This is a genomic window from Dokdonella fugitiva (assembly GCF_004342425.1).
Classification (GTDB): Bacteria; Pseudomonadota; Gammaproteobacteria; order Xanthomonadales; family Rhodanobacteraceae; genus Dokdonella_A; species Dokdonella_A fugitiva.
This window is the reverse complement of sequence record NZ_SLWQ01000015.1, coordinates 13,519-39,276: the sequence shown is the minus strand read 5'-3', so window position 1 is coordinate 39,276 and position 25,758 is coordinate 13,519. Positions and strand designations below refer to the sequence as shown.

23 protein-coding genes and 1 tRNA gene are annotated in these 25,758 nt (G+C 70.0%); 20 read left to right on the top strand and 4 right to left on the bottom strand.

Annotated features, from left to right (window positions below):
• Nucleotides 1-66: 66 nt before the first annotated feature.
• The 8 genes from acpP (at nt 67) to EV148_RS17705 (ending at nt 7,409) form a co-directional block, all read left to right on the top strand.
• Nucleotides 67-306, top strand: coding sequence for an acyl carrier protein (gene acpP, locus EV148_RS17740; protein WP_132000193.1), 240 nt, complete (start codon nt 67-69; stop codon nt 304-306).
• A 118-nt stretch (nt 307-424) separates the two neighbouring features.
• Nucleotides 425-1,660 carry a beta-ketoacyl-ACP synthase II gene (gene fabF, locus EV148_RS17735; RefSeq protein WP_132000192.1) on the top strand — a complete coding sequence of 412 codons (1,236 nt, stop codon included), beginning with the start codon at nt 425-427 and terminating at the stop codon, nt 1,658-1,660.
• Nucleotides 1,661-1,944: 284 nt separating this feature from the next.
• Complete coding sequence (locus EV148_RS17730) at nt 1,945-3,291, top strand: aminodeoxychorismate synthase component I (protein WP_132000191.1); 1,347 nt, start codon at nt 1,945-1,947, stop codon at nt 3,289-3,291.
• 53 nt (nt 3,292-3,344) lie between these two features.
• The gene (mltG, locus tag EV148_RS17725; RefSeq protein ID WP_132000190.1) at nt 3,345-4,415 is read left to right on the top strand and encodes an endolytic transglycosylase MltG; all 1,071 of its coding nucleotides are present in this window, start codon (nt 3,345-3,347) and stop codon (nt 4,413-4,415) included.
• A complete protein-coding gene (gene tmk, locus EV148_RS17720) occupies nt 4,412-5,047 on the top strand; it encodes a dTMP kinase (RefSeq protein ID WP_132000189.1) in 636 nt (211 codons plus the stop codon). Before mltG ends, tmk begins: the two co-directional genes overlap by 4 nt.
• Nucleotides 5,044-6,012: a DNA polymerase III subunit delta' gene (gene holB, locus EV148_RS17715; protein WP_132000188.1), complete on the top strand. Its 969-nt coding sequence runs from the start codon at nt 5,044-5,046 to the stop codon at nt 6,010-6,012. Before tmk ends, holB begins: the two co-directional genes overlap by 4 nt.
• A 118-nt stretch (nt 6,013-6,130) precedes the next feature.
• Complete coding sequence (locus EV148_RS17710; protein ID WP_199222825.1) at nt 6,131-6,481, top strand: PilZ domain-containing protein; 351 nt, start codon at nt 6,131-6,133, stop codon at nt 6,479-6,481.
• Nucleotides 6,482-6,485: 4 nt separating this feature from the next.
• Nucleotides 6,486-7,409 (top strand): ketopantoate reductase family protein, encoded by a 924-nt coding sequence (locus EV148_RS17705; protein WP_132000186.1) that lies wholly within the window; start codon nt 6,486-6,488, stop codon nt 7,407-7,409.
• Between the two features lie 45 nt (nt 7,410-7,454).
• On the opposite strand, the gene EV148_RS17700 is transcribed toward EV148_RS17705, so the two are convergent.
• The 3 genes from EV148_RS17700 to cysS form a co-directional block, all read right to left on the bottom strand.
• Complete coding sequence (locus EV148_RS17700; RefSeq protein ID WP_132000185.1) at nt 7,455-9,359, bottom strand: patatin-like phospholipase family protein; 1,905 nt, start codon at nt 9,357-9,359, stop codon at nt 7,455-7,457.
• A 144-nt stretch (nt 9,360-9,503) separates the two neighbouring features.
• Entirely contained in the window at nt 9,504-9,944 is a 441-nt protein-coding gene (locus EV148_RS17695; RefSeq protein WP_132000184.1) for a SufE family protein, read from the bottom strand.
• Nucleotides 9,928-11,325 (bottom strand): cysteine--tRNA ligase, encoded by a 1,398-nt coding sequence (gene cysS / locus EV148_RS17690; RefSeq protein ID WP_132000183.1) that lies wholly within the window; start codon nt 11,323-11,325, stop codon nt 9,928-9,930. The genes EV148_RS17695 and cysS overlap by 17 nt, the downstream gene beginning before the upstream one ends.
• A 246-nt stretch (nt 11,326-11,571) precedes the next feature.
• On the opposite strand from cysS, the gene EV148_RS17685 reads away from it, so the two are divergent.
• The 11 genes from EV148_RS17685 to EV148_RS17635 all read left to right on the top strand — a co-directional run bounded on the left by EV148_RS17685 (nt 11,572) and on the right by EV148_RS17635 (nt 23,741).
• Nucleotides 11,572-12,108 carry a glycine zipper 2TM domain-containing protein gene (locus EV148_RS17685; protein ID WP_132000182.1) on the top strand — a complete coding sequence of 179 codons (537 nt, stop codon included), beginning with the start codon at nt 11,572-11,574 and terminating at the stop codon, nt 12,106-12,108.
• Nucleotides 12,109-12,446: 338 nt separating this feature from the next.
• Nucleotides 12,447-13,502 carry an N-acetylornithine carbamoyltransferase gene (locus tag EV148_RS17680; protein WP_132000181.1) on the top strand — a complete coding sequence of 352 codons (1,056 nt, stop codon included), beginning with the start codon at nt 12,447-12,449 and terminating at the stop codon, nt 13,500-13,502.
• 55 nt (nt 13,503-13,557) lie between these two features.
• Complete coding sequence (locus EV148_RS17675; RefSeq protein ID WP_132000180.1) at nt 13,558-14,811, top strand: argininosuccinate synthase; 1,254 nt, start codon at nt 13,558-13,560, stop codon at nt 14,809-14,811.
• Entirely contained in the window at nt 14,808-15,908 is a 1,101-nt protein-coding gene (locus EV148_RS17670) for an acetylornithine deacetylase (protein WP_182518558.1), read from the top strand. The genes EV148_RS17675 and EV148_RS17670 overlap by 4 nt, the downstream gene beginning before the upstream one ends.
• 108 nt (nt 15,909-16,016) lie before the next feature.
• Nucleotides 16,017-17,315 carry an acetylglutamate kinase gene (locus EV148_RS17665; RefSeq protein WP_425479892.1) on the top strand — a complete coding sequence of 433 codons (1,299 nt, stop codon included), beginning with the start codon at nt 16,017-16,019 and terminating at the stop codon, nt 17,313-17,315.
• A gap of 113 nt (nt 17,316-17,428) precedes the next feature.
• Nucleotides 17,429-18,409 carry an N-acetyl-gamma-glutamyl-phosphate reductase gene (gene argC / locus EV148_RS17660; protein ID WP_199222823.1) on the top strand — a complete coding sequence of 327 codons (981 nt, stop codon included), beginning with the start codon at nt 17,429-17,431 and terminating at the stop codon, nt 18,407-18,409.
• Between the two features lie 99 nt (nt 18,410-18,508).
• Nucleotides 18,509-19,849, top strand: a complete 1,341-nt coding sequence (gene proS, locus EV148_RS17655; protein WP_132000177.1) for a proline--tRNA ligase — start codon at nt 18,509-18,511, stop codon at nt 19,847-19,849.
• Nucleotides 19,850-19,928: 79 nt separating this feature from the next.
• Nucleotides 19,929-21,224, top strand: a complete 1,296-nt coding sequence (gene argH / locus EV148_RS17650; RefSeq protein WP_132000176.1) for an argininosuccinate lyase — start codon at nt 19,929-19,931, stop codon at nt 21,222-21,224.
• Nucleotides 21,225-21,299: 75 nt separating this feature from the next.
• Entirely contained in the window at nt 21,300-22,334 is a 1,035-nt protein-coding gene (locus EV148_RS17645; RefSeq protein WP_132000175.1) for a PIG-L deacetylase family protein, read from the top strand.
• Nucleotides 22,335-23,198 carry an alpha/beta hydrolase family protein gene (locus tag EV148_RS17640; RefSeq protein ID WP_132000174.1) on the top strand — a complete coding sequence of 288 codons (864 nt, stop codon included), beginning with the start codon at nt 22,335-22,337 and terminating at the stop codon, nt 23,196-23,198.
• 186 nt (nt 23,199-23,384) lie between these two features.
• Complete coding sequence (locus EV148_RS17635) at nt 23,385-23,741, top strand: hypothetical protein (RefSeq protein WP_132000173.1); 357 nt, start codon at nt 23,385-23,387, stop codon at nt 23,739-23,741.
• Between the two features lie 125 nt (nt 23,742-23,866).
• On the opposite strand, the gene EV148_RS17630 is transcribed toward EV148_RS17635, so the two are convergent.
• Nucleotides 23,867-23,943 (bottom strand) — tRNA-Pro (locus EV148_RS17630).
• Between the two features lie 309 nt (nt 23,944-24,252).
• Between EV148_RS17630 and hisS the strand changes: the two genes are divergently transcribed.
• A complete protein-coding gene (gene hisS / locus EV148_RS17625; protein WP_132000172.1) occupies nt 24,253-25,650 on the top strand; it encodes a histidine--tRNA ligase in 1,398 nt (465 codons plus the stop codon).
• Nucleotides 25,651-25,758 lie beyond the last annotated feature (108 nt).

Here is a 25,758-nt window from a genome sequence, read left to right as displayed (position 1 = left end):
GGCGCTGCCCGCGAGGCACGCGGCCCGCGTGCGCCGCATGAATTCCGACCGGAGGTTTAGAAACACATGAGCACTATCGAAGAGCGCGTCAAGAAGATCGTGGTCGAGCAGCTCGGCGTGAAGGAAGACGAAGTCACCCCGAACGCGTCGTTCGTCGACGACCTCGGCGCCGACTCGCTGGATACGGTCGAGCTGGTGATGGCGCTGGAAGAAGAATTCGAGTGCGAGATCCCGGACGAGGAAGCCGAGAAGATCACGACCGTGCAGCAGGCGATCGACTACGTGAAGGCACACGTCAAGGCCTGATCGAATCGCCAGCAGGCAAGCCCGAAGCTGCGCCCGCCGGGCGCAGTTTTGTTTTTGATGAACGCGGCCAGGACGGCCGCCCTTGCTCCCGCGATCCGGATGATCGCAAAGGTGGACTATGAAGCGTCGCGTCGTCGTCACCGGTCTCGGCATCGTCAGCCCCGTCGGCAACGATGTCGCCACCGCCTGGTCGAACATCACCGCCGGCAGGAGCGGCATCGGCCCGATCACCCATTTCGACGCATCGACGTTCCCGACCCGCATCGCGGGCGAGGTGCGTGACTTCGACCCGGCGCAGTACGTCGCGGCGAAGGACGTCAAGAAGATGGACCCATTCATCCACTACGGCATCGCCGCGTCCGTGCAGGCGCTCGCCGACGCAGGCCTGCATCCGCACGAGCACGACGAGGAACGCATCGGCGTCGCGGTCGGCGCGGGCATCGGTGGCATCGCGACGATCGAGAAGACCTCGATCACCTACCACGAGCAGGGCCAGCGCAAGATCTCGCCGTTTTTCGTGCCGAGCTCGATCATCAACATGGCGTCGGGCAACCTGTCGATCATGCTCGGCCTCAAGGGGCCGAACATCGCCTGCGTCACCGCGTGCACGACCGCGACCCACAACATCGGCCTCGCGATGCGCATGATCCAGTACGGAGACGCGGAAGTGATGATCGCCGGCGGCGCCGAGTATTCGACCGTCGGCACCGCGGTCGGCGGTTTCTGCTCGGCGCGCGCGCTGTCCACGCGCAACGACGAACCGCACAAGGCGAGCCGCCCGTGGGACAAGGATCGCGACGGCTTCGTGCTGTCGGACGGCGCCGGCGTGCTCGTCATCGAGGAATACGAACACGCGAAGAAGCGTGGCGCGCGCATCTACTGTGAACTGGTCGGCTTCGGCATGAGCGGCGACGCGTACCACATGACCGCGCCGAGCGAGAACGGCGAGGGCGGCGGCCGCTGCATGGTCGCGGCGGTCAAGGACGCCGGCCTCGACCTCACCGACGTGCAATACATCAACGCGCACGGCACCTCGACCCCGGCGGGCGACGTCGCCGAAGTGCAGGGCATCAAGGGCGTGTTCGGCGACCACGCGAACAAGCTCATGGTGAGCTCGACCAAGTCGATGACCGGCCACCTGCTCGGCGCCGCCGGCGGCGTCGAGGCGATCTTCTCGATCCTTGCGTTGCGCGACAACGTCGTCCCGCCGACGATCAACCTCGACGCGCCCGGCGAAGGCTGCGACCTCGACTTCGTGCCGCATACGGCACGCGACGCGAAACTCGACGTCGTCCTGTCCAATTCCTTCGGCTTCGGCGGCACCAACGGCACGCTCGTCTTCCGCCGTGCCTGAGCGCGTCGGAAGCGGCGGGATCCCGAAGCAGGAAGATTGAAACACGAGGGACACGAAGGAAGAGCAGGAACCGAAGAGATTGAAACGCGGAGCACGCGGAGCACACGGAGAAGGCGATCGACTGAAGGTGCTTTTCCTCCGTCTTGCTTTTTCTCCTCCGTGTTCTCCGTGTGCTCCGTGTTTGAATCTTCGAATCTCTCCGCTCTCCCCCGTGTCCAGTCCTTCGTGTTTCAATCTCTTGCTCCTGCTCCCGCCGCCGGACTCCCGCGCCCAAGCGTCGCACCATGACCCACGTCGTCAAGGAAATCGCCGGCGTGTGCGATCTGCTCGGGCTCGCCGCGGCGCAGCCGCGGCGTTATCCGGGGCTGCTCGAGAGCGTCGCGCGAGGCAACGCGCGCGCGCGGCACGACATCCTGTTCGCATTCCCCGGGCGTGAGTTGCGTCTTGCCGGTGGCGTCGTGCGCGACGAGCGGGGCGCGGCCTGCGGCGGGCGCTTCCTCGATGCGCTCGACGACGCCTGGCGCGCGGAGCGCGGCGGCCGCGACGACGACGGCCTGCCGTTCCGTGGCGGCTGGTTGCTCTACCTTGGTTACGAGCTCGCGGCCGAGATCGAACCGAGCCTCGATCTCCCCGCGCCACGCGAAACAGCCCTGCCGACCGCGCTCGCGTTGCGCTGCCCCGCGGCGATCGTCGTCGACCATGAGCGCGCGCGCACGCTGCTCGTCGCGGAAGGGGGGCGCGAGGACCTGCTCGGCGTGCTCGCCGACGATCTTGCCGCGGCGGCGCGCTTCGAGGCGTCGCCGTGGCGACGGGCCGGCATCGAGGAGGACGCGCCGCAGGTGTTCCTCGATGGCGTCGCGCGCGTGCACGAGCACCTGCGCGCCGGCAACGTGTTCCAGGTCAACCTGTCGCGCGCGTGGCGCGCGCGCTGCGCGCCGGCGCCACGGCCGGCCGACCTCTACGCCGCGCTGCGCCGCGCCAACCCCGCGCCGTTCGCCGGCTTGCTGCAGCACGGCGGCTGGGCGGTCGTCAGTTCTTCACCCGAACGGCTGGTCGAAGTGCGCGGCACGCACGTGCAGACGCGCCCGATCGCCGGCACGCGGCCGCGCACGCCCGGCGACGACGATGAGGCGCGCATGCGCGAACTGGCCGCGCATCCGAAGGAGCGCGCCGAGCACGTGATGCTCATCGACCTCGAGCGCAACGACCTCGGCCGCATCTGCGTACCGGGCAGCGTCGAGGTCGACGAACTCATGGCGATCGAGAGCTATGCGCACGTCCACCACATCGTCTCCAACGTCCGCGGCGAACTGCGCGCGGGCGTGACGCCGGGGCAGGTCATCCGCGCGGCCTTCCCCGGCGGCACGATCACCGGCTGCCCCAAGGTGCGTTGCATGCAGATCATCGCGGCCCTCGAAGGCGTCGGCCGCGGCGCCTACACCGGTTCGTTCGGTTACCTCGACCGCAACGGCGACCTCGACCTCAACATCCTGATCCGCACGCTGACGCTGCACGGCGATGCCGTTTCGTTCCGCGCCGGCGCCGGCATCGTCGCCGACTCGGAGGCGCCGCGCGAGCTCGAGGAAACGCGCGCCAAGGCACGCGGCCTGCTGCGGGCCCTCGACGCATGATCCCGGCACGCCGGGCGCTTCAAGCGCGTGCCGAATCCGGTTACGCTGCCCGGATGCCGTCCTCGCCGTCCTTCGCACGCTCGTTCCGTCGCCAGCGCGGCGGCGCCGTCCTGCGCGTGTTCCTCGTGCTCGTGCTGCTCGCGCTCGTCGGCGTCGGCGCCGCGGCATGGTTCGACTACCAGCGCTACACGAACGCCGCTTTGCCGGTCGCCGCCGACGCGACGACCTTCGACGTGCCGCGTGGCGCGAGCTATCCGCAGATCGTCGCGGAGCTGCGGCGCATCGGCGTCGTCGCGCGCGACTTCCGCACGATGGTCTACTGGCGCGCGCTCGGCCGTGAACTCGGCATCGCCGGACGCCTGCATGCGGGCGAGTACGCGCTGCCGCAAGGCATCACGCCGCGCGCGCTGTTGCACCGCATGGCCGCTGGCGATGTCGTGCAGCACCGCTTCACGATCGTCGACGGCTGGACCTTCCGCCAGCTGCGCCTGGCCCTCGCCAGCGAAGCGGGCCTGCGGCAGACGCTGCCGGGCAGCAGCGACGAGGACATCGCCCATCGCCTCGGCATCGCCGACGGCAAGCCGGAGGGCTGGTTCCTGCCGGAAACCTATTCGTTCGTGAAGGGCGAGTCGGATTTCGACCTGCTGCAACGCGCGCACGCGGCGATGAAGAAGACGCTCGATCAGCTCTGGCCGCAGCGCTCGGCCGACCTCGCGCTTGACACGCCGTACAAGGCGCTGATCCTCGCCTCGATCGTCGAGAAGGAAACCGCGCAGCCGGCCGAGCGCGCGCAGATCGCCGGGGTATTCGTGCGCCGGCTCAAGTTCGGCATGCGGCTGCAGACCGATCCGACCGTGATCTACGGCATGGGCGCGAACTACGCGGGCAACATCCGGCGCAGCGACCTCGAAACCGACACGCCGTTCAACACCTACACCCGCGACGGCCTGCCGCCGACGCCGATCGCCCTGCCCGGTGCCGTCGCATTGGAGGCGGTGCTGCACCCGGCGCCGGGCGACGCGCTCTACTTCGTCGCGCGCGGCGACGGCAGCCACGAGTTTTCACCGACGCTCGACGCGCACAACCGCGCCGTGCAGAAATACCAGTTGCATCGCGGCCAATGAACGGTCGCCTGGTCACGCTCGAAGGCGGCGAGGGCGCCGGCAAGAGCACCGTGCTGGCCGCGGTGCGCGAGCGGCTCGAGCACCACGGCATCGACGTCGACGTCACGCGCGAACCGGGTGGCACCGCATTCGGCGAGGCGGTGCGCGCACTCGTGCTCGATCCCGCGCGCCACGGCATCTGCGCCGAGAGCGAACTGCTGCTGATGTTCGCCGCGCGGGCGCAGCTCGTGCGCGAACGCATCCAGCCCGCGCTCGCCGCGGGGCGCTGGGTGCTGTCGGACCGCTACACCGATGCGAGCTACGCCTACCAGGGCGGTGGTCGCGGCCAGCCGCTCGAACGCATCGCCGAACTCGAGCGCTGGGCCGCGCCGGTCGCGCCGGACCTGACCCTGCTGCTCGACCTGCCGGTCGAACAGGGGCTCGCGCGCGCGGGCACGCGCGGCGAGGCCGATCGCATCGAGCGCGAGGGCGGGGACTTCTTCGAGCGCGTGCGCGCCGCCTACCGCGCGCGCGCCGCCGCCGAGCCGCGGCGCTTCCGCGTCATCGACGCGAGCCGCGCCGTCGAAGAGGTGCGTGCCGCCGCCATCGCCGAAATCGACCGTTACGTCGCCGCGGCGCGGGAGGGCGCATGAACCTGCAGCCGTGGCTCGCCCAACCCTGGCGGGAGCTCTCCGGTGCGCTCGCGCGTGGCCGCCTGCATCATGGCCTGCTGTTCGCCGCACCCGCCGGCTACGGCAAGCGCGCCCTGGCCGACGCGCTGGTCGCCGCGGCGCTGTGCGAACGACGGCGCGACGACGGCCATGCCTGCGGCCGTTGCCGCGGCTGCCTGCTGCTCAAGGCGGGCAGCCATCCGGATTTCACGCGGGTCACGCTCGAACCGCGCGACGACGGCAAGCTGCGCAGCGAGATCACGATCGACCAGATGCGCGCGTTGTCGCAACGGCTCGCCCTGTCGAGCCAGTTCGGCGGCTTGCAGCTCGCGCTCGTCGACCCGGCCGACCGCCTCAACATCAGCGGCGCGAATGCGCTGCTGAAGACGCTCGAGGAACCTGCCACGGCGACGATCCTGTTGCTCGTCGCCGACGAGCCGGCGCGACTGCCGGCGACGATCCGCAGCCGCTGCCAGCGCATCGACGTGCCTGCGCCGACGCGCGAGGAGGCGCTCGCATGGTTGCGCAGCGAGCGCGTCGACGCTGCCGCGGCGGCGGCCGCGCTCGACGCGAGCCTCGGCAACCCCGGCCTCGCCCTTTCCTGGAGCGCCGACGACACCCTGCCGCTGCGCAAGGCATGCGCGGACGACCTCGCGGCGCTCGCACGCGGCCGCCGCGCGGCGGCCGAGGTCGCCGAGGCCTGGGCCGCCGACCGTCCGCACGAGCGCCTCTGGTTCGCCGCGGTGCTCGCGCGCGACGAGGCGCGCGCGATCGCGGGCGGCCGCGCCGGGCGGCTCGGCTTGACCGCGCGCGAGGAAATCCCGAAGCTAGCCGCATGGTTCGGTCGCGCCAACCAGGCGCGCGGCCTGCTCACGACGACGGCGCGCTCGGATCTGGTCCTGCTGGAGCTGCTGCGTGCCTGGTCGCCGGACGGCAGGCCGGCATGATGCGGCGAGGCGCAAGGCGCGCCGCGCGAATGTGCGGCAGGATGCAGGACGGAAACGCGCTTGCGGCACCCGCCGCGGGCATGCACGATCGAAGGGGTGACTGATGGCAACGCCGGCAATGGGCGGTGCGCCGCGACAGGGCATCCTGTCGCTCGCGATCAAGGACAAGGGTGCGCTGTTCAATGCGTACATGCCGTTCGTGCGCGGTGGCGGCCTGTTCGTGCCGACGACCAAGCGCTACAGCCTCGGCGACGAGGTGTTCATCCTGCTCTCGCTGATGGAAGAGAAGGACCGCCTGCCGGTCGCCGGCAAGGTCGTCTGGATCACGCCCGCGGGCGCGCAGGGCAACCGCATGGCCGGCATCGGCGTGCAGTTCAACGAATCCTCGGACGGCGAGGCCGCGCGCACGAAGATCGAATCGATCCTCGCCGGCATCATGGGCCAGGAGCGTCCGACGCACACGATGTAGGCCCGTGCGCATCCTCGTCCTCGGTGCCGGTGCGATCGGCGGTTATTTCGGCGCGCGCCTGGTCGAGTCGGGCGCCGACGTCACGTTCCTGGTGCGGCCCGCGCGCGCCGCGGTGCTCGCGCGCGATGGCCTCGTGGTGCATTCCGCGCGCGGCGATTTCCGCCGTCCCGTGCGCACGCTCACCGCGCCGGATGCGCCGTTCGACCTCGTCATCCTGTCGGCCAAGTCGTACGACATGGATTCGGCGATCGACGCGATCCGTCCGGCCGTCGGCGCGTCCACGCGCGTCCTGCCGCTGCTCAACGGCCTTGCCCATCTCGATGCGCTCGACGACGCGTTCGGCAGCGGGCGCGTGCTCGGCGGGCTGTGCCATATCTCGGTCACGCTGGAGCCGGACGGGGCGATCCGCCAGTTCGGCGCGCTCGAACGCCTCGCGTTCGGTGACCGAACCGGCGCGCCCGTGCGCGAGGACATTTCCAATGCCCTGCGCGCTCTCGGCGAACACGTGGTCGAGCGACCCGACGTGGTGGACGCGATGTGGGACAAGTTCGCCTTCATCGCCGCGCTCGCGGGTGGAACCTGCCTCATGCGCGACGCCGTCGGCGCGATCGTCGCGACCGCCGACGGCGCCGTCCTCATGACCCGCCTGCACGACGAATGCCGCGCCGTGGCCGCGGCGAGCGGCCATGCGCCCGGGCCCGAGGCGGTGGCGAATGCGCGCGCGATCCTGACCGCGGCGGGCTCGCCGCTGAAGGCGTCGATGCTGCGCGACCTCGAGCGTGGCGCGCGCACCGAATGCGAGCACATCCTCGGCGACCTGCGCCGCCGCGCGGCGGCATTCGGTCTCGACGTGCCGCTGCTTTCGGCGGCGCTCGCGCACCTGCGCGTCTACGAGGCGGCGCGCGCCGGCGGGGCGACGACCGCATAGCTTCGACGGCCGCGGCGCACGTCGCAGGGCGGCGCGACGCTTCGGTCAGCGCGTCGAGCGCGACCGTGTCGCGGGTGCGCGCGTGCGTCCGCCCGGCGGTGCCGCCGAGGCGGCCGTCGCCGCCGCCGTCGCTTCGCGCACGCGCGCGGTGACGCGCTCGCGCCGTTCCGCACGGCTGCGATCGCCACGTTTGCGGTCGTCGAGGAATCCCCTGAGCGCAGCCAACGAATATTCGTAGCTGCGATCCACCAGCGACTGGATTTCGCGCCAGCCGAACGTGCGCGCGCCCTGCACGGGCATGCGCAGGCGCAGGTCCGCGAGGTCGTCGGCACCGTTGTCGCGCGATGGTGCGTAGCCGCTGCCGAGCAGGCCGAACAGCGAAACGCGCGAGGGATTGGTGCGCCGGTGCAGCAGCGCCTCGGGATCGGGCCCGACGATGCCGGGCGCGTCGAGGCCGGCGCCGGCGGCGACGTCGGAGGCGATGATCGGGCCGCGGCCGAGTGCGTGCATGACGTCGACCGGCAGGCTGTTGGCGATCGCGCCGTCGACGAGCAGGCAGCCGTTCCACGCCACCGGCGGCGCGATGCCGGGCACGCACATGCTCGTGCCGACCCAGGTCGCGAGCGGGCCGCCGTCGTGCACTTCCTGGCGTCCGCGCGTGAGGTTCGTGCTGACGCAGAAATACGGCATGCGCAGGTCCTCGATGCGCGCGTCGCCGAACACGCTCGCGAGGCGCTTGAAGAACTTGCGGCCGCGCACGAGCGAGACGCTCGGCCAGACCCAGTCATTGAGGTAGTTGCGGTCGATGAACGTGGCGCGACCGATCGCGAGCATGTCGCGGCTGCTCGCGCCGATCGCATGCATGCCGGCGAAGAAGGCGCCCATGCTCGTGCCGCCGACGATGTCGGCGCTCACGCCCAGTTCCTCCATCGCGCGCACGAGGCCGACGTGGGCGAACGCGCGTGCACCGCCGCCGCCGAACACGAGGCCGAGGCCGTGCCCGCTGAGCTGGCGCGCGACGGCGTCGTGGTCGGCCTGCGCATCGGGTCGAACGAAGTAGTGCGAGCGCGCGCCGAACAGCACGCGCCGTTCGAGCACGTCGCCGGCCGGCACGCCGTCGGGGCGAAGCACGAGCAGGTCGACCGGCGCGCGTGGCGCGTGCTGGCGCAGCGTGCGCGCCAGCGCGACGGCCGGCTGGCCGCCGTCGCTCGACACGACGACGACGACGCGATCGCACTGGCGCAGGCAGCGCTCGGTCCATTGTTCGCCGTTGGCGTCGCTCCACAGCACGAGATGCCCGCCGGCGAGTTCGCGCCGCTCCAGCCAGGCGCTGATGATGCGGTGGCGATCGCCGTCGCCGAACGCGGTCTGCGCGGCACCGTCGCCGAACTGCTTGTCGACGTCGGCGGCGCCGATGCAGCGCACGACCTTGCCGGTCTTGCGCATGCCGCCGACGATGCGTTCGACCAGCGGGCCGAGGCGCACGCCCGCTTGCGCGCGGATCACTGCGATCGTGCGATTGCCGCGCGCGGCGTCGAGGCGCGCGCGGCGCGGACCGCGGCGGCTGCGCTTGGCGATCGTCGCGCACAGCGAGAGCAGCGCGGAAGGGTGGCGCGAGACGACGTCGAGCAGGGCCATGCGGTTGATCCGCAGCAGCAGCGAATCGCGCAGGGCGACGACGTCGGCGCCGCGCGTTTCGCCCGACAGCAGCGCCATTTCACCGACCGGTTCGCCGCGGCCGATCTCGCCGATGACGGCGCCGTCGCCGTGCTGCGCCTGCAGGCGCCCGGTCGCGACGACGTAGAGGAAGTCGGGCAGGTCGCCTTCGCGGAACAGCGTGCGGCCGCCGCGCAGCTCCTCGATGTCGAAGCGCTCCGCGATCGCGGCGAGCGCATCCGGGGCGAGATCGCGAAACAGCGGGCTGCCGGCCAGTACGGTCTTCTTGTCCATCGCCTCTTCCCCTGCGAGACGAGGCAAGCTTAGCAGCCGTCCCGTCGCGGCTGCGCGTCACGCGACGTGCGCTGGGCCGAAGCGAGGGCTGGCCGGGTCGGCACGTGCGGTCGCGCGCGGCCCCGCGTGGGCCTGCGGCCACGCCTAGGCGGCGGCTTCGCCCGCGTACTGCTTGACCTTGGCGAGCATCGCCGCGAGGCCGTTCGAGCGCGTCGGCGACAGGTGGCGGGCGAGGCCGATCGCCTCGATGAAGCGTGGTTCGGTCGCGAGGATCTCGGCCGCGGGGCGGCCGGAGTAGACCCGCAACAGCAGTGCGATCAGGCCCGAGACGATCGAAGAATCACTGATCGCCTGGAAGTCGAGGCGCTGCGCGTCGCCGGACGGCACCAGCCACACCTGCGACTGGCAGCCGCTCACCTTGAACTCGTCGCGTTTGAGCGAGTCCGGGAACGGCGGTAGCTTGCGGCCGAGGTCGATCAGGTACTGGTAGCGCTCGGTCCAGTCGCCGAAGAACGCGAACTCCCCGGCGATCGCCGCCTGCGCCGCCTCGGCGCTCGCTTCCGCCGGTTCAGCTCGCGCGTTCATCGGTCTTCGCCACCTTCCAGCGCGGCCCCTGCGCGGTGTCCTCGATGACCACGCCCATCTGCAGCAACTGCTCGCGGATGCGGTCGGCTTCGGCGAAGTTGTGCGCCTTCTTCTCGGCGACGCGCAGGTCGACCAGGCGCTGGATTTCCGCCTCGTCGAGCGCCGGGCCGCCGGCGGCCTGCTTGAACCAGGCCTCCGGGTCCTGCTGCAGGATGCCGAGCAGGCCCGCCGCGCCGAGCAGGGCGGCCTTCGCGCTGCGCCGCGCGTCCGGCGTCGTCGCCGCGCGCGCTTCGCCGGCGAGACGGGCGATCACCGCGAGGGCTTCGGGCGTATTGAGATCGTCGCACAGCGCATCCTCGATCTCGGTGGTCACCGTGCCGCTGCCGACGTCGATGTCGGCGAGGTCGCGCAGCGTGCCGTACAGGCGGTCGAGCGTGCGGATGCTCTGCTCGACGAGCGCGTCCGACCAGTCGAGCGGCTGGCGGTAGTGCGCGCTCAACAGGGCGTAGCGCAGCGCCTCGGGCGGGTACCTGTCGAGCAGTTCGTGCAGCACGCAGACGTTGCCGAGCGACTTGGACATCTTCGCGCCGCCGAAGTCCAGCATGCCGTTGTGCAGCCAATAGCGTGCGAACACCTTGCCGGCGTGCGCGCAGGTGCTCTGCGCGACTTCGTTCTCGTGGTGCGGGAACATGAGGTCGTTGCCGCCGGCATGGATGTCGATCGTCTCGCCGAGGTGCGCCGCCGCCATCGCCGAGCACTCGATGTGCCAGCCGGGCCGGCCCACGCCCCAGGGCGAATCCCAGCCCGGCTGCTGCGGCGTCGACGGCTTCCATAGCACGAAATCGCCCGGGTCGCGCTTGTACGGCGCGACGTCGATGCGCGCCCCGGCGATCATCTCGTCGACCGGGCGGCGCGACAGCTTGCCGTAATCGGCGTAGCTCGCGACCGAGAACAGCACGTGGCCCTCGGCGGCGTACGCGTGGCCGCGCGCGACGAGCTGCTCGATCATCGCGATGATCTGCGCGATGTGCGCGGTCGCATGCGGTTCGACATCGGGCGGAACGACGCCGAGGCGGCCCATGTCCTCGCGGTAGATCGCCGCGTACTTGCCGGTGATCGTCGCGATCGGCACGCCCTGTTCCTGCGCCGCAGCATTGATCTTGTCGTCGACGTCGGTAATGTTGCGCGCGAACACGAGCCGGGGGTAATGGCGGCGCAGCAGGCGGGTCAGCACGTCGAACACGACCGGGCCGCGCGCATTGCCGATGTGCACGTAGTTGTAGACCGTGGGCCCGCACAGGTACATCGTCACGCGCTGCGGGTCGGCCGGGACGAAGTCTTCGGTGCGGCGGGTGAGGCTGTTGTGGAGTCGGAGCGGCATCAGTCGGGACCTCGGTGGACCCTGAATGATAGCAGCGCAGGCCCGCTTGCCCGGCCGGATCCGCGGCGAGTGCGCCGCCGGTCGCGGCGGGCAGCGCGGCCCGGGCCTCTTTTTTCAGGCAGGGGAAAGGCTTAGGGTTGGGTTCAGCGATCAGCTGCTGTAATGGCGCCCATGGATCAACGGGCTGCGCACCGGAAAGGAGCCGGCGAGCGATCGGCGTGCGCAGTGACTTCAGGTGGAGGCAGCATGAAATTGATGGTGGCGGTGGCGTTGCTCCTGGCGGGAACCCAGGTCGGCGCGCAGGAGCGTGGCTACGCCACGGATGACCAGGGCGCGGAGAACGTGAAGGTCGCGTGGGCCGACGTGCTGCGCGTGGACCCGATCTACGACCGCGTGCGCGTGAGCAATCCGCGCGAAGTGTGCGACGACATCCCGGTCGAGCGACGCGTCGACAACGGCAATCGTGCCGCGGGCACGGTGCTCGGCGCGATCGTCGGCGGCGTGCTCGGCAGCACGGTGGGCAAGGGCGATGGTCGCCGCGCGGCGACGGTCGCCGGCGCCGTGGTCGGCGGGGCGGTCGGCAACAACGTCGCGCGCGGCGATGACCGCTATGTCGAAGGCGTCGAGCGCCATTGCCATGTGGTCGACGACGGCGTGCAGGAAAACCGCGTGGTCGCCTACGACGTGCAGTACCGCTACCGCGGCGACGTCTACATGTCGCGCCTCAACTACGACCCGGGCGATCGCCTGCGCGTGCGCGTGAGCATCGAGCCGGCCGAGTAGGCGGCTGCGGAAGGATGAAGGCCGGGCTCTTGCCCGGCCTTTTCGTTTGCGGCGTCGGATTTTCCGAGCCCGCATATTGCGTTGCACCAGGTTTGCCGCTATGGTCCGCCGACCTCACCGAAGTCCGCCCAGGCAGATGTCCCGAGTCGCCGCCCAGCCGCAGATCACCACCAGCGCCCGCATGGCCGCTGGCATGACCTCGCGCGCGCGTCGACCGGAACCGTGCCATTCCGCCGGGTAGCCTGTCGCGCGTTCTTCACACGAATCGACGAAAACCCGGCCCCCGTGCCGGGTTTTTTTTTGGTGACTCGGCGCCGCCCCCAACCCCGAGCACCCCGATGATCCGACACTTCTTGAGTACCCAGGACTGGTCGCGCGCCGACCTCGACGCGCTGCTCGCCCGGGCCGCTGCCTTCAAGCGCACGAAGGCCGGGCGCGAGCTCGCCGGCAAGTCGGTCGCGCTGCTGTTCTTCAATCCGTCGATGCGCACGCGCACGAGCTTCGAGCTCGGCGCCTTCCAACTCGGCGGCCATGCGATCGTGCTCGCGCCGGGCAAGGATGCATGGCCGATCGAGTTCGACACGGGTGCGATCATGGACGGCGAGGCCGAGGAACACGTCGCCGAAGTCGCGCGTGTGCTGTCGCGCTACGTCGACCTCATCGGCGTGCGCGCGTTCCCGAAGTTCCGGGACTGGTCGGTCGACCGCGAGGATCGCGTGATCAACGCATTCGCCCGGCACGCGACCGTGCCCGTGATCAACATGGAAACGATCACCCACCCGATGCAGGAGCTCGCGCACATCCTCGCCCTGCAGCAGCACTTCGGTGCGCCTGAACGCGGGGTCGATCCCGCACAGGTCCTGCGTGGAAAGAAGTACGTGCTGACCTGGACCTATCACCCGAGGCCGCTCAACACCGCGGTCGCCAATTCCGCGCTGCAGATCGCGACGCGCTACGGCATGGACGTGACCCTGCTGTGCCCGACGCCCGACTACGTGCTCGATTCGCGCTACATGGACTTCGCGCGCGCGAACGTCGCCGCCAACGGCGGCTCGCTGCGCGTGAGCCACGATCCCGACGAGGCGTACCGCGGCGCGCATGTCGTCTACGCCAAGAGCTGGGGCGCGCTGCCCTACTTCGGCCGCTGGGACGAGGAGAAGCCGATCCGCGATGCGCACAGGCACTTCATCGTCGACGAACGCAAGATGGCGCTCACCGACCATGGCGTGTTCAGCCATTGCCTGCCACTTCGCCGCAACGTCAAGGCGACCGACGCGGTGATGGACTCGCCCGCGTGCATCGCGATCGAGGAAGCGGAGAACCGCCTGCATGTGCAGAAGGCGGTGATGGCTGCGCTCGTCGCGCAACCGGGATTGGCGATTCGGGATTGGTGATTCGGCAAGGCGCGGTATCGACAATCCACGAAATACAACCAGAGCGAGATTTTCCATGTCGTCGCAAGCTGCTTCCTCCAATCCCCGATCCCGACTCCCGAATCCCGCCTCCGGAGAACGCCAGGACATCGTACTGGCGTTCTCCGGAGGGTTGGACACGAGCTTCTGCGTGCCCTGGCTCAAGGAGCGCGGCTGGGCCGTGCACACCGTGTTCGCCGATACCGGAGGGGTCGACGCCGAGGAGCGCGAATACATCGAACAACGCGCGCGCGAGCTCGGCGTCGCCTCGCACCTGACCGTCGACGGCGGGCCGGCGATCTGGAACGGTTTCGTCAAGCCGTTCGTCTGGGCCGGCGAGGGTTACCAGGGGCAGTATCCGCTGCTCGTGTCGGACCGCTACCTCATCGTCGATGCGGCGATCCGCCGTGCGCACGAGCTCGGCACGCGCGCGATCGCGCACGGCTGCACCGGCATGGGCAACGACCAGGTGCGCTTCGACCTCGCGGTGAAGGCGCTGGGCGACTACCAGATCGTCGCGCCGATCCGCGAGATCCAGAAGGAGCACACGCAGACGCGCGCGTACGAGCAGGCCTATCTCGAGGAGCGCGGATTTTCCGTGCGCGCCAGGCAGAAGCACTACACGATCAACGAGAACCTGCTCGGCGTGACGATGTCCGGCGGCGAGATCGACCGCTGGGAAGCGCCCGGCGAGGGCGCACGCGGCTGGTGCAAGCCGCGCGCGGAATGGCCGCCGCAGCCGATGCGCGTGACGATCGGCTTCGAGGACGGCGAGGCCGTGCTCGTCGACGACCAGACGCTGCCGGGGCCGGTCCTGCTCGGCGAACTCAATCGCGCCTTCGCGCACTACGGCGTCGGCCGCGGCATCTACACCGGCGACACGACGATCGGGCTCAAGGGACGCATCGTGTACGAGGCGCCCGGCCTCACCGCGCTGCTCGTCGCGCACCGCGCGCTCGAGGAGACGGTGTTGACCAAGCAGCAGAACCGCTTCAAGCCGGAAGTCGCGCGCAAGTGGGTCGAACTCGTCTACGAGGGCTTCTTCCACGACCCGCTCAAGGCCGACCTCGAGGCGTACCTGAAGAGTTCGCAGCGCCAGGTCACCGGCCTCGTCACGCTCGAGACCAACGGTGGCAGCGTGCACGCGGTCGCGGTGCAGTCGACGCACATCCTGCAGACCAGGGGCGCGACCTATGCGCAGTCGGCGGACTGGGGCGTCGCCGAAGCGGAAGGCTTCATCAAGCTGTTCGGCATGAGCTCCACCGTGTGGGCGCAGGTCAACCGTCCGTGAGCGCCTTGCTCGCCCGCACGCTCGACCATCTCGACGCGCTCGTCGCTTTCGACACACGCAATCCGCCGCGCGAGATCGGCACGGGCGGCGTGTTCGACTACCTGCGCGCACAGCTGCCGGGTTTCCGCATCGACGTGGTCGACCACGGCGCAGGCGCGGTGTCGATGCTCGCCGTGCGTGGCGCGCCGCGGCGCGTGTTCAACGTGCACATGGACACCGTGCCCGCTTCACCGGCGTGGAGCGCGGATCCGCATCGCCTGCGCGTGACGGACGAGCGCGCCATCGGCCTCGGTGCGTGCGACACCAAGGGGGCCGCGGCCTGCCTGCTCGCCGCGGCCGCGGACACGCGCGGCGATGCCGCCATCCTGTTCACGACGGACGAAGAAGCGAACGACGCCCGCTGCATCGCCGCGTTCCTCGCGCGCGAGCATGGCTTCGGCGAAGCGATCGTTGCCGAGCCGACATGTGGCGAGGCGGTCCTCGCGCATCGTGGCATCAGTTCGGTGCTGATGAAGTTCCGCGGCGTCGCCGGGCACGCCTCGGGCGCGCACGCCCCGCACGCGAGCGCGTTGCACCAGGCCGTGCGTTGGGGCGGTGCGGCGCTCGACTTCGTCGAGGCGCAGGCGCATGCGCGCTTCGGCGGCCTCACCGGCCTGCGCTTCAACATCGGCCGCATCGAAGGCGGCATCAAGGCGAACATGATCGCTCCGTCGGCGGAGGTGCGCTTCGGCTTCCGTCCGCTCCCTTCGATGTCGATCGACGCGTTGCACGAACGCTTCGCCACGCTGGTCGAGGCCGGTGCGATCGAGCGCTACGAGGAAACGTTCCGCGGCCCGTCGCTGCCGGCCGGCGACGTCGCCGACGCCGAGCGTCGCCGCCTCGAGGCGCGCGACCTCGCCGACGCGCTCGAGCTGCCGATCGGCAATGCCGTCGACTTCTGGACCGAAGCCTCGCTGTTCTCCGCCGCCGGCCTTACCGCGATCGTCTACGGCCCGGGCGACATCGCCCAGGCGCACGCCGCCGACGAATGGGTTTCGCTCGATCAACTCGCCGCCGCGACGGCGACCTACCAACGCTTGCTGGAGCACCGAGCATGAATGCCTTGATGCGCGCCGACCACGCCACCGCGCTCGCGACCGTCCGCCCGGGCGATCGGGGGGCGCTTCCGCCATGCCTTCGCTGAGCGCCCGCTGACGATGACCGACATGCGCACGACGATCGTCCGCCTGCTGTCCAACATGGCCAGCACGAAGGAGATCCAGCAATACCTCAAGCGCTTCTCGCAGCTCGACGCGGCGCGCTTCGCCGTGGTCAAGGTCGGTGGCGCGATCCTGCGCGACGAGCTCGACGCGCTGGTGTCCTCGCTCGCGTTCCTGCAACAGGTCGGCCTCACGCCCATCGTCGTGCACGGCGCTGGGCCGCAGCTCGACGAACGCATGAGGCAGGCCGGCATCGAAAAGCGCACGGTCGACAACCTGCGCGTGACCGACGCGGCCGTGCTCGCGGTCGTGCGCCAGGTCATGCGCCAGGAAAACCTGCGCCTGGTCGAGGCACTGCAGGCGCAGGGCGTGCGCGCGACATCGATCCAGTCCGGCGTGTTCGAGGCCGAGTTCCTCGATCGCGACGTGTACGGCCTCGTTGGCAAGGTCGTGCGCATCGACACGGACGGCATCCAGGCGGCGATCAAGGTCGGCTCGATCCCCGTCATCGCTTCGCTCGCCGAGACGCGCGAGGGCCAGATCGTCAACGTCAACGCCGACTTCGCCGCGAACGAGCTCGTGCAGGTGCTGCAGCCGTACAAGATCGTGTTCCTCACCGGCACCGGTGGCCTGCTCGACGAACACGGCAAGCTCATCGACTCGATCAACCTGTCGACCGAATACGAGCACCTGCTGGCGCAACCCTGGATCAATGGCGGCATGCGCGTGAAGCTCGAGCAGATCAAGGACCTGCTCGATGGCCTGCCGCTGTCGTCGTCGGTGTCGATCACGCGCCCGGCCGAGCTCGCGAAGGAGCTGTTCACGCACAAGGGCTCGGGCACGCTGGTCCGGCGCGGCGAGCGCGTGCTGCGCGTGACGGGCTGGGACGAACTCGATCGCGCCCGCCTCACGGAGCTCGTCGAATCCGCGTTCGGCCGCCGCCTGCTGCCCGGCTACTTCGAGCGCACGCGCCTGCTGCGCGCCTACGTCAGCGAGAACTACCGCGCCGCGGTGATCCTCACGGACGAGGACGGCGAGGTGTACCTCGACAAGTTCGCCGTGCTCGACGATGCGCAGGGCGAAGGCCTCGGTCGCGCGGTGTGGCAGGTCATGCGCGAGGAGACGCCGCGCCTGTTCTGGCGCTCGCGCCGCGGCAACCCGGTCAACCCGTTCTACTTCGCCGAGAGCGACGGTTGCATCAGGCTCGCGAAGTGGAAGGTGTTCTGGTACGGCATCGACGGCTTCGACGCGATCGAACGCTGCGTCACGCACTGCCGCGACCGCGCGCCGACGCTGGTCGACTGACCAGGGCAGGCAAAATACTGAAACGCGGAGCACACGAGAAGGCGAGGACAAGCTCGAGGAGGTCTTCTCTCCATGTGCTCCGTGTTCGATCTGTTTCTTCGGGAGAATCCACGTTGAAGCGAACCATCGGTATCGTCGGCGCGCGCGGGCATACGGGCGCGGAATTGATCCGGCTCGTCGCGGCGCATCCGGGCTTCGAGCTCGCGTTCGTGTCCTCGCGCGAGCTCGCGGGGCAGCCCGTGCGTGATCATGTCGCCGGATACGACGGCGCGTTGCGTTACGAGAACCTGTCCCACGAGGACGTCGCGGCGAACGGCGCCGATGCGGTCGTGCTCGCGCTGCCGAACGGCAAGTCGGCCGAGCTCGTCGATGGGATCGACGTGGCGAAGCCGGACACGGTCGTCGTCGACCTTTCCGCCGATCATCGTTTCGACGACGGCTGGTACTACGGCCTGCCCGAGCTCACGCGCGGCGCCTATGCCGGCGAGCGCCGGATCAGCAACCCCGGCTGTTACGCGACCGCGATGCTGCTCGCGGTCGCGCCGCTCAAGGACGTGCTCGCCGCGCCGCCCGCGTGCTTCGGCGTGTCGGGCTATTCCGGCGCGGGGACGACGCCGACGGACAGGAACGATCCGGAAAAGCTGCGCGACAACCTCATGCCGTATGCGCTCACCGACCACGTGCACGAGCGCGAAGTGACGCGCCGGCTCGGCGTGCCGGTCGAATTCATGCCGCACGTCGCGCCGCACTTCCGCGGTATCACGATGACCGTCAACCTCTGGCTCGCGCAGGCGTCGACGCGCGAGGCGATCAAGGCACGCTACGCGTCGTTCTACGCCGGCGAGCCGCTCGTGCGCGTCGTCGACGAGGCGCCGTGGGTCAGCGCGATCGCGGGGAGGCACCACGCCGAGATCGGCGGCTTCGCGCTGGCGCCGGGCGGCAAGCGCGTGGTCGTCGTCGCGACGCTCGACAACCTGCTCAAGGGGGCGGCGACGCAGGCGATGCAGAACCTCAATCTCGCGTTCGGCTTCGACGAGCTCACCGCCATCCCCGAGCCGTCGCCCGGGTGGAAGCCGGGGCCCGGCGACTCCTGATCGCCGGCCGGAGTCACCGCGTCCCGGCTTCCGCCGGTACGACGAAGGTGGGATTCGGGTCGAAAACGTGGGTCATCCTTCCAACATGAAGCACATGCCATGCGCCTTTCCCGTTATTTCCTGCCGACGCTGAAGGACAACCCCGCCGAAGCGCAGATCGCCTCGCATCGGCTCATGCTGCGTGCCGGCCTGGTCCGCCAGGAGGCCGCCGGCATCTACGCCTGGCTGCCACTCGGCCTGCGCGTGCTCCGGCGCATCGAGCGCATCGTGCGCGAGGAACTCGACCGCGCGGGCGCGATCGAACTGCTCATGCCGACCCTGCAGCTCGCCGACCTCTGGCGCGAGAGTGGTCGCTACGATGCCTATGGCCCGGAGATGCTGCGCATCCGCGACCGCCACGAGCGCGAGCTGCTGTACGGGCCGACCAACGAGGAGATGGTCACGGAGATCGTGCGCGCCGGCGTCACTTCGTGGCGTGAGCTGCCGCGCAACCTCTACCAGATCCAGTGGAAGTTCCGCGACGAGCAGCGGCCGCGCTTCGGCGTCATGCGCGGACGCGAATTCCTCATGAAGGACGGCTATTCGTTCGATCTCGACGAGGCCGGCGCGCGGCGCTCGTACCAGCGCATGTTCGTCGCCTACCTGCGCACGTTCGCGCGACTCGGCGTGAAGGCGATACCGATGCGAGCGGAGACCGGTCCGATCGGCGGCGACCTTTCGCACGAGTTCATCGTGCTCGCCGATACGGGCGAGTCGGACGTCTACTGCGACCGCCGCGTGCTCGACCTTCCCGTGCCGGGCATCGATGTCGATTACGACGGCGACCTCGAACCGCTGATTCGCGCCTGGACCTCGCTGTACGCGGCCACGTCCGACGTGCACGACGCAGCGCGCTACGACGCGGATGTGCCTGAAGCGCACCGACTGCGCACGCGCGGCATCGAGGTAGGCCAGATCTTCTACTTCGGCACCAGGTACTCGCAGCCGATGCGCGCGCAAGTGACGATGCCCGACGGCAGCGCGCGCCTGCTGCACGGCGGTTCGTACGGCATCGGCGTGTCGCGCCTGGCCGGTGCGATCATCGAGGCCTGCCACGACGACGCCGGCATCGCCTGGCCCGACGCCGCCGCGCCGTTCGACCTCGGCATCGTCGACGCCAAGGCCGGCGACGCCGCCACGGCGGCGGTGTGCGGCGACCTGCATGCCCGCCTCGCGGCGAACGGCGTGGACGCGCTGTGGGACGATACCGACGCGCGCGCCGGGGCGAAGTTCGCGAACATGGACCTGATCGGCCTGCCATGGCAGGTCGTCGTCGGCCCGCGTGGTCTCGCCAACGGCGTGGTCGAGCTGAAACGTCGCGCGACGGGCGAGCGGATGGAGTTGTCGCCGGATGACCTGGTCGCGAAGTTCGCGACCGCAGCCGCGGTAACGCCGCGATGATGAACCCTTCCCCCGGAGGAGGAAGGAATGCTCCGGGCACGCACGCCGCCTTTTGAATCGCCAACCGAAACCACGAACCATGACCGACCTTCTCTGGCAAAAAACCGGCACCCGCACCGACGAACGCATCATGCGCTTCCTCGCCGGCGACGACGTCGTGCTCGATCGCGAGTTCCTGCTCTGCGACATCGAGGCGAGCAAGGCGCATGCCGGCGGCCTCGCCAACATCGGCATCCTCACCACGGGGGAACGCGACGCGCTCGTGCGTGAACTCGACGGGCTCGCCGATGATTTCCGCGCCGGGCGCTTCGTGCTCGACGACCGCTACGAAGACGGTCATTCGGCGATCGAAGCACGCCTCACCGAACGCCTCGGCGACGCCGGGCGCAAGGTGCACACCGGGCGCAGCCGCAACGACCAGGTCCTCGTCGCGACGCGCCTGTGGCTGAAGGAGAGGCTCGGCGAGCTGTCGGCGCACTGCGTCGAAGCAGCGCGCGTCTGCCTTGCGCGTGCCGCGGGCGAAGCCTTGCCGCTGCCGGGCTACACGCACCTGCAGCGCGCGGTCGTCTCGTCGACCGCGCTGTGGTTCGCCGGCTTCGCCGAAGCCTTCATCGATGACGCGTGCCGCGCGCGCGACACGCGCGCATGGATCGACGCCAACCCGCTCGGCACCGCCGCCGGCTACGGCGTGAACCTGCCGCTCGACCGCGCGCACACGACCGCGGCGCTCGGCTTCGCGCGCTTGCAGGTCAACCCGGTCTACGCGCAGCTTTCGCGTGGCAAGTTCGAAATCGCCGCGCTCGATGCGCTCGCGGGCGCGCTGCTCGACCTGCGCCGGCTCGCCTGGGACCTGTCGCTGTTCACGACCGCCGAGTTCGGCTTCGTGCGCCTGCCCGCCGAATACACGACCGGCAGTTCGATCATGCCGAACAAGCGCAATCCCGATGCGGTCGAGCTCATGCGAGCGAGCTACGCATGCGTCGCCGCGGCGCGCACCGAGGTCGAGCAGCTGCTGTCGCTGCCCTCCGGATACCAGCGCGACCTGCAGCTTTCCAAGGGCGCGATCTTCCACGGCTTCCACCATGGCCTCGGCGCGCTCGCACTGCTGCCGGACCTGCTCGCACGCCTGGAATGGAACGCGCCGGCGATGCGTGCGGCGATCGAGCCGGCGATGTATTCGACCGACGTCGCGATCGAGCAGGCTGCCGCGGGCGTGCCATTCCGCGAGGCGTATCGCGCCGCAGCGGCTGCGGCCGACGAAGCCGGGCAAGGCCGCACGCCGGAGGCGAGCCTCGCCGCGCGCACCTCTCCCGGTGCGTCCGGCGACCTGCGGCTGGCGGAGCTGAACGCACGCCTTCGCGAATTCCTGCCCTGATGCACGCCGCGCGAGCGATGCGCTAGTCTGTCCTCGCCGCGCCCCTGGCGGGCCGTACCAAAGGGATGAAGGTCGATGCCGGCGTTGTTGCCGCTCTCCGCACAGGACCGCCTGCTCGTCGTCGCGCCGCATCCGGACGACGAAACGCTCGCCGCCGGTGAACTGATCCAGGCTGCGCTCGCCGCCGGCGCCGTCGTGCGCGTGCTGTACGCGACCGACGGCGACAACAATCCATGGCCGCAGCGCTGGCTCGAGAAGCGCTGGCGCATCGACGCATCCGCACGCGAGCGCTGGGGGCGGCGGCGGCGCGAAGAAGCGGCGGCAGCGCTCGTCGAACTCGCTGCGGACCGCACCGTCGAGGTGCGGCATCTCGGCTGGCCCGACCAGGGCCTCACCGATGCGCTCGTCGGCGACGACGCGGCCGTCGCCCGACTGCACGCCGAGCTCGATGCGTTCGCACCGACGCATCTGGTGATGCCGAGCCTCGCCGACCGCCATCCCGACCACAGCGCGTTGCACGTGATGCTCGAACTCGCCTTGCTGCGCTGCGCGCGATCGTGCCAGCGCCTCGGCTACCTCATTCATGCCGGCGACGGCACGGGCGGCGTCGTGCTGCCCTCCGATCCTGCGCGCTCGGCGCGCAAGCGCGCGGCGATGGAAGCGTACGCGAGCCAGCTCTCGCTGAGCCGCAGCCGCCTGCTCGCGCTCGCGACACGGCCGGAGCGCTTCGCCGCGCTGGACGCGCCCTCGGCGCGTGAACACGCGAGCCTGGAAATCCCGCGCGAGCAGGCGGCGACCTGGCGTTCACATGACCTGTTGCTCGTGCTCGCGAACGGCGAGCGCACGTGGCGCTTCCGTGCCCGCGTGCCGCGGCGCGCGCTTGCCTTCACGCTGGAAGCGGACGGCTGCGTGCTGCACGCGATCGCGCGCCGCGATGCGATCGAGGTCGCGCTGCCGTCGCCGCTGCGCGCGAGCGCCGCCTGGGCCAAGCTGCATCGGCGCGGCGCGCGCATCGTCGTGTTCGACCGCGCGACGTGGCGTCGCGTCGATGCGGCGATCGACGTGCCGGCGCTGCCGCGCCAGGCGCGTGTCGCCACCGGGCTCGGCTGAATGGCGGACGACGCAGGGGAGGGCGTGCGCGAATCCGTCGCGACCGTCGTCGCCCGTGACGGCGCACGCGCGGAACTCGCCTGGATCGAACCGGCGCAGCCGCCGCGCTCCGTGCTGCTGTGGTTGCCCGCGCTCGGCGTCAGCGCGCGCAACTACCTGCCGTTCGCGCGCGGGCTCGCCGCGCACGGCATGGCCGTCGCCCTGCACGAGTGGCGCGGCGCGGGCTCGAGCGATCGCCGCGCGGGTCGTGGTTCGGACTGGGGCTATCGCGAACTGCTGCTCGAGGACATCCCGGCCAGTCGCGCCGTCGTGCGCGAACGTCATGCGGGTGCCCGAATGCGCATCGGCGGGCACAGCCTGGGCGGCCAGCTCGCGGTACTCGCCGCCGCGCTCGACCCCGGCGACGTAGCCGGCGTCGTCCTCGTCGCCAGCGGTTCGCCTTACTGGCGCTGCTTCGCCCATCCCTGGCTCCTCCGCGCGTTCTACACGGGCGTGCCCGCGCTCGCCGCAGCCTGCGGTTACTTCCCGGGACGCCGGCTCGGCTTCGGCGGACGCGAAGCGCGGCGTGTCATGACGGACTGGGCGCGCAGCGGTCGCAGCGGTCGCTACAGCGCAGCCGGCGTCGCGGACGACCTCGAGGCGCGTCTGGCCCGCGTCACCGCGCCCGTGTTCGCGCTGCGCTTCGCCGACGACTGGTTCGGACCCGAAGCGTCCCTCGAATGGCTCCTGCGCAAGCTCCCTGCTGCACCGCGGGAGACCGTTTCAATGGACTCCGGCGAGCTCGGCAATATCGCCGCGGACCATTTTTCCTGGATGAAATCCCCCGCTGCGGTGATCCGCGCCGTTGCGAATAAATGCATATGATTCATGCATTTATGGAATATACCTGAAGCTGTCAGGTATTTATCGGTTAATCGCGGTAACGGAATCTTACTGGCCGGTACGGCATAATAGGCGATCACCCATCGCCGGTGCGCTTTTGCGGTGCACCGTGCGCCCGCCGGGTCGCGTCCGCGCGGCTCGCGCCCATCGTTCCGGAGGTTCCAATCCATGACTTACGACATCGGCATCGGACGCTGCGCCGAAGTGATCGACGACACCGTCGTCGTCAAGCTGGAGAGCGTCATGGTCGAGCGCTTGCAGCCCGGCCATCCGTGGCAGCGCCCGGGCACGAGCCTGCTGCGCCTCAAGCGCAGCCTGTGCAGCACGACGCGCCCGCCGCAGCCGGATCGCGAAGTGTTCCTCGACCGCGCCGCGCTCAGCAAGCGCACGATGGGCGCGCTCGATCTCGCCGGCAACGGCTCGACCGTCTCGGTCGACCTGCGCGCGCTGCTCAACAACCTCGATCCGCAGCCGTCCGCGGGCCCGCAGACGAAGAGCCGCGTCGGCGACCGCAAGCAGCGCTGACCGCTGCGAACCGGCTGCACGAAGAACCCGGCGCGAGCCGGGTTTTTTATTCCGCAGCTTTCGGAGTGCAGCCCCCGAAATGCAGAAGGCCGCCCCTTTCGAGGCGGCCTTCTGCACGAATGAATTGGTCGGGGTGACAGGATTCGAACTTGCGACTTCTACCTCCCGAAGGTAGCGCTCTACCAGGCTGAGCTACACCCCGACCGGGACCCGCCGTGGCGGGGCCGCGAATTCTAAACGAGGGCCCGCGCGGCTTGCAACACTCGCCATGGGGCCTCGCGTGCGCCGGGTCGGCTGCGTGGGCGTCGCGTGGGCGGGCGGACCGAGGTTGCAGGCGGGACAGGCACCTGCGGGGTCCTGGTCCGACGCGCGCGCGCTGCCGGCGAAGTTGCGCTCGCCGCGGCGTCGCGTACCCGAGCATCCCGCGCCCGTGCGCGGCGAAAAGCTGCCATCTGCTACGCTATTCGTTTCGCGACGCCGCGCGTCGCCGCCCCGCCGTACCGAGGATTCCATGGCTGTCACGCAAGCCCGCACCATGCCCGGCGTGCTCGAGCTGTTGCCGCTCGACCAGGTCGCCTTCCAGTCGATGCTCGACGCGGTGCGCCGCAACTTCGAGCGCTTCGGCTTCCTGCCGATCGAGACGCCGGTGATGGAGTTCTCGAGCGTGCTGCTGACCAAGGAAGGCGGCGAGACCGAGCGCCAGGTCTACTTCGTGCAGTCGACCGGCGCGCTGCAGGCGGCGAAGGACGGCGAGGTGCCCGAACTCGCGCTGCGCTTCGACCTCACCGTGCCGCTCGCACGCTACGTCGCCGAGCACGAGCACGACCTCGTGTTCCCGTTCCGCCGCTACCAGATCCAGCGCGTCTACCGCGGCGAGCGCGCGCAGCGTGGGCGCTTCCGCGAGTTCTACCAGTGCGACATCGACGTGATCGGCAAGGATGCGCTGTCGGTGCGCTACGACGCCGAACTGCCCGCGGTCATCTACGCCGTGTTCCGCGACCTCGACATCGGCCCGTTCACGATCCAGGTCAACAACCGCAAGCTCATGCGCGGCTGGCTCGAAGGACTCGGCCTCGCGGATGCGGAACGCCAGGCCGCGGTGCTGCGCGAGGTCGACAAGCTCGACAAGCGCGGCGTCGACGCGGTGCGCGAGACGCTCACCGGCGAGGCGTTCGGCCTGTCCGCCGACGCGGTGGCCAAGCTGCTCGACTTCGTCGCATTCCGCTCGACCTCGCTCGCCGGGGCACTTGCCAAGCTCGATGCGCTCGGGGCCGGCAGTGAGGCGCTCGAACAGGGCCGCGCGGAACTCAAGGAAGTGCTGACGCTCATCAAGGCGTTCGGCGTGCCCGAATCGCACTACGCGCTGAACCTCTCGATCGCGCGCGGCCTCGACTACTACACCGGGACCGTCTACGAAACGACGCTCAACGAGCATCCGCAGATCGGGTCGATCTGTTCGGGCGGCCGGTACGAGAACCTCGCCAGCCACTACACGAAGTCCAAGCTGCCGGGCGTCGGCATTTCGATCGGCGCGACGCGGCTGTACTGGCAGCTGCGCGAGGCAGGCTTGCTGAAGGGTGGGCGCAGCACCGTGCAGGCGCTCGTCGCGCAGATGGACGAGGCCGAGCTGCCGCGTTACCTCGCGCTCGCGACCGACCTGCGCGCGGGCGGCATCAATACCGAGGTCGTGGTCGAACCCGGCAAGCTCGCCAAGCAGTTCAAGTATGCCGACCGCGCGGGCATCCGCTTCGTGCTCGTGCTCGGTCCGGATGAAATCGCGAGGGACACGGTCACCGTCAAGGACCTGCGCAAGCAGGACCAGTTCGAGGTCGCGCGCGCGGAGCTCGTCGATGCGCTGCGCGTGGAGATCGAGCAGGCGGCGGTGATGGCGCGCGGCCAGGCCGACTGATGCGCGCGCTTCGTCGTCGTCAAGCCCGCGAAAGCGGGCATCCATGTTGATCTTCCGCATGACCGGCCATGGATTCCCGCTTGCGCGGGAATGACGTCGGTAGTTGAT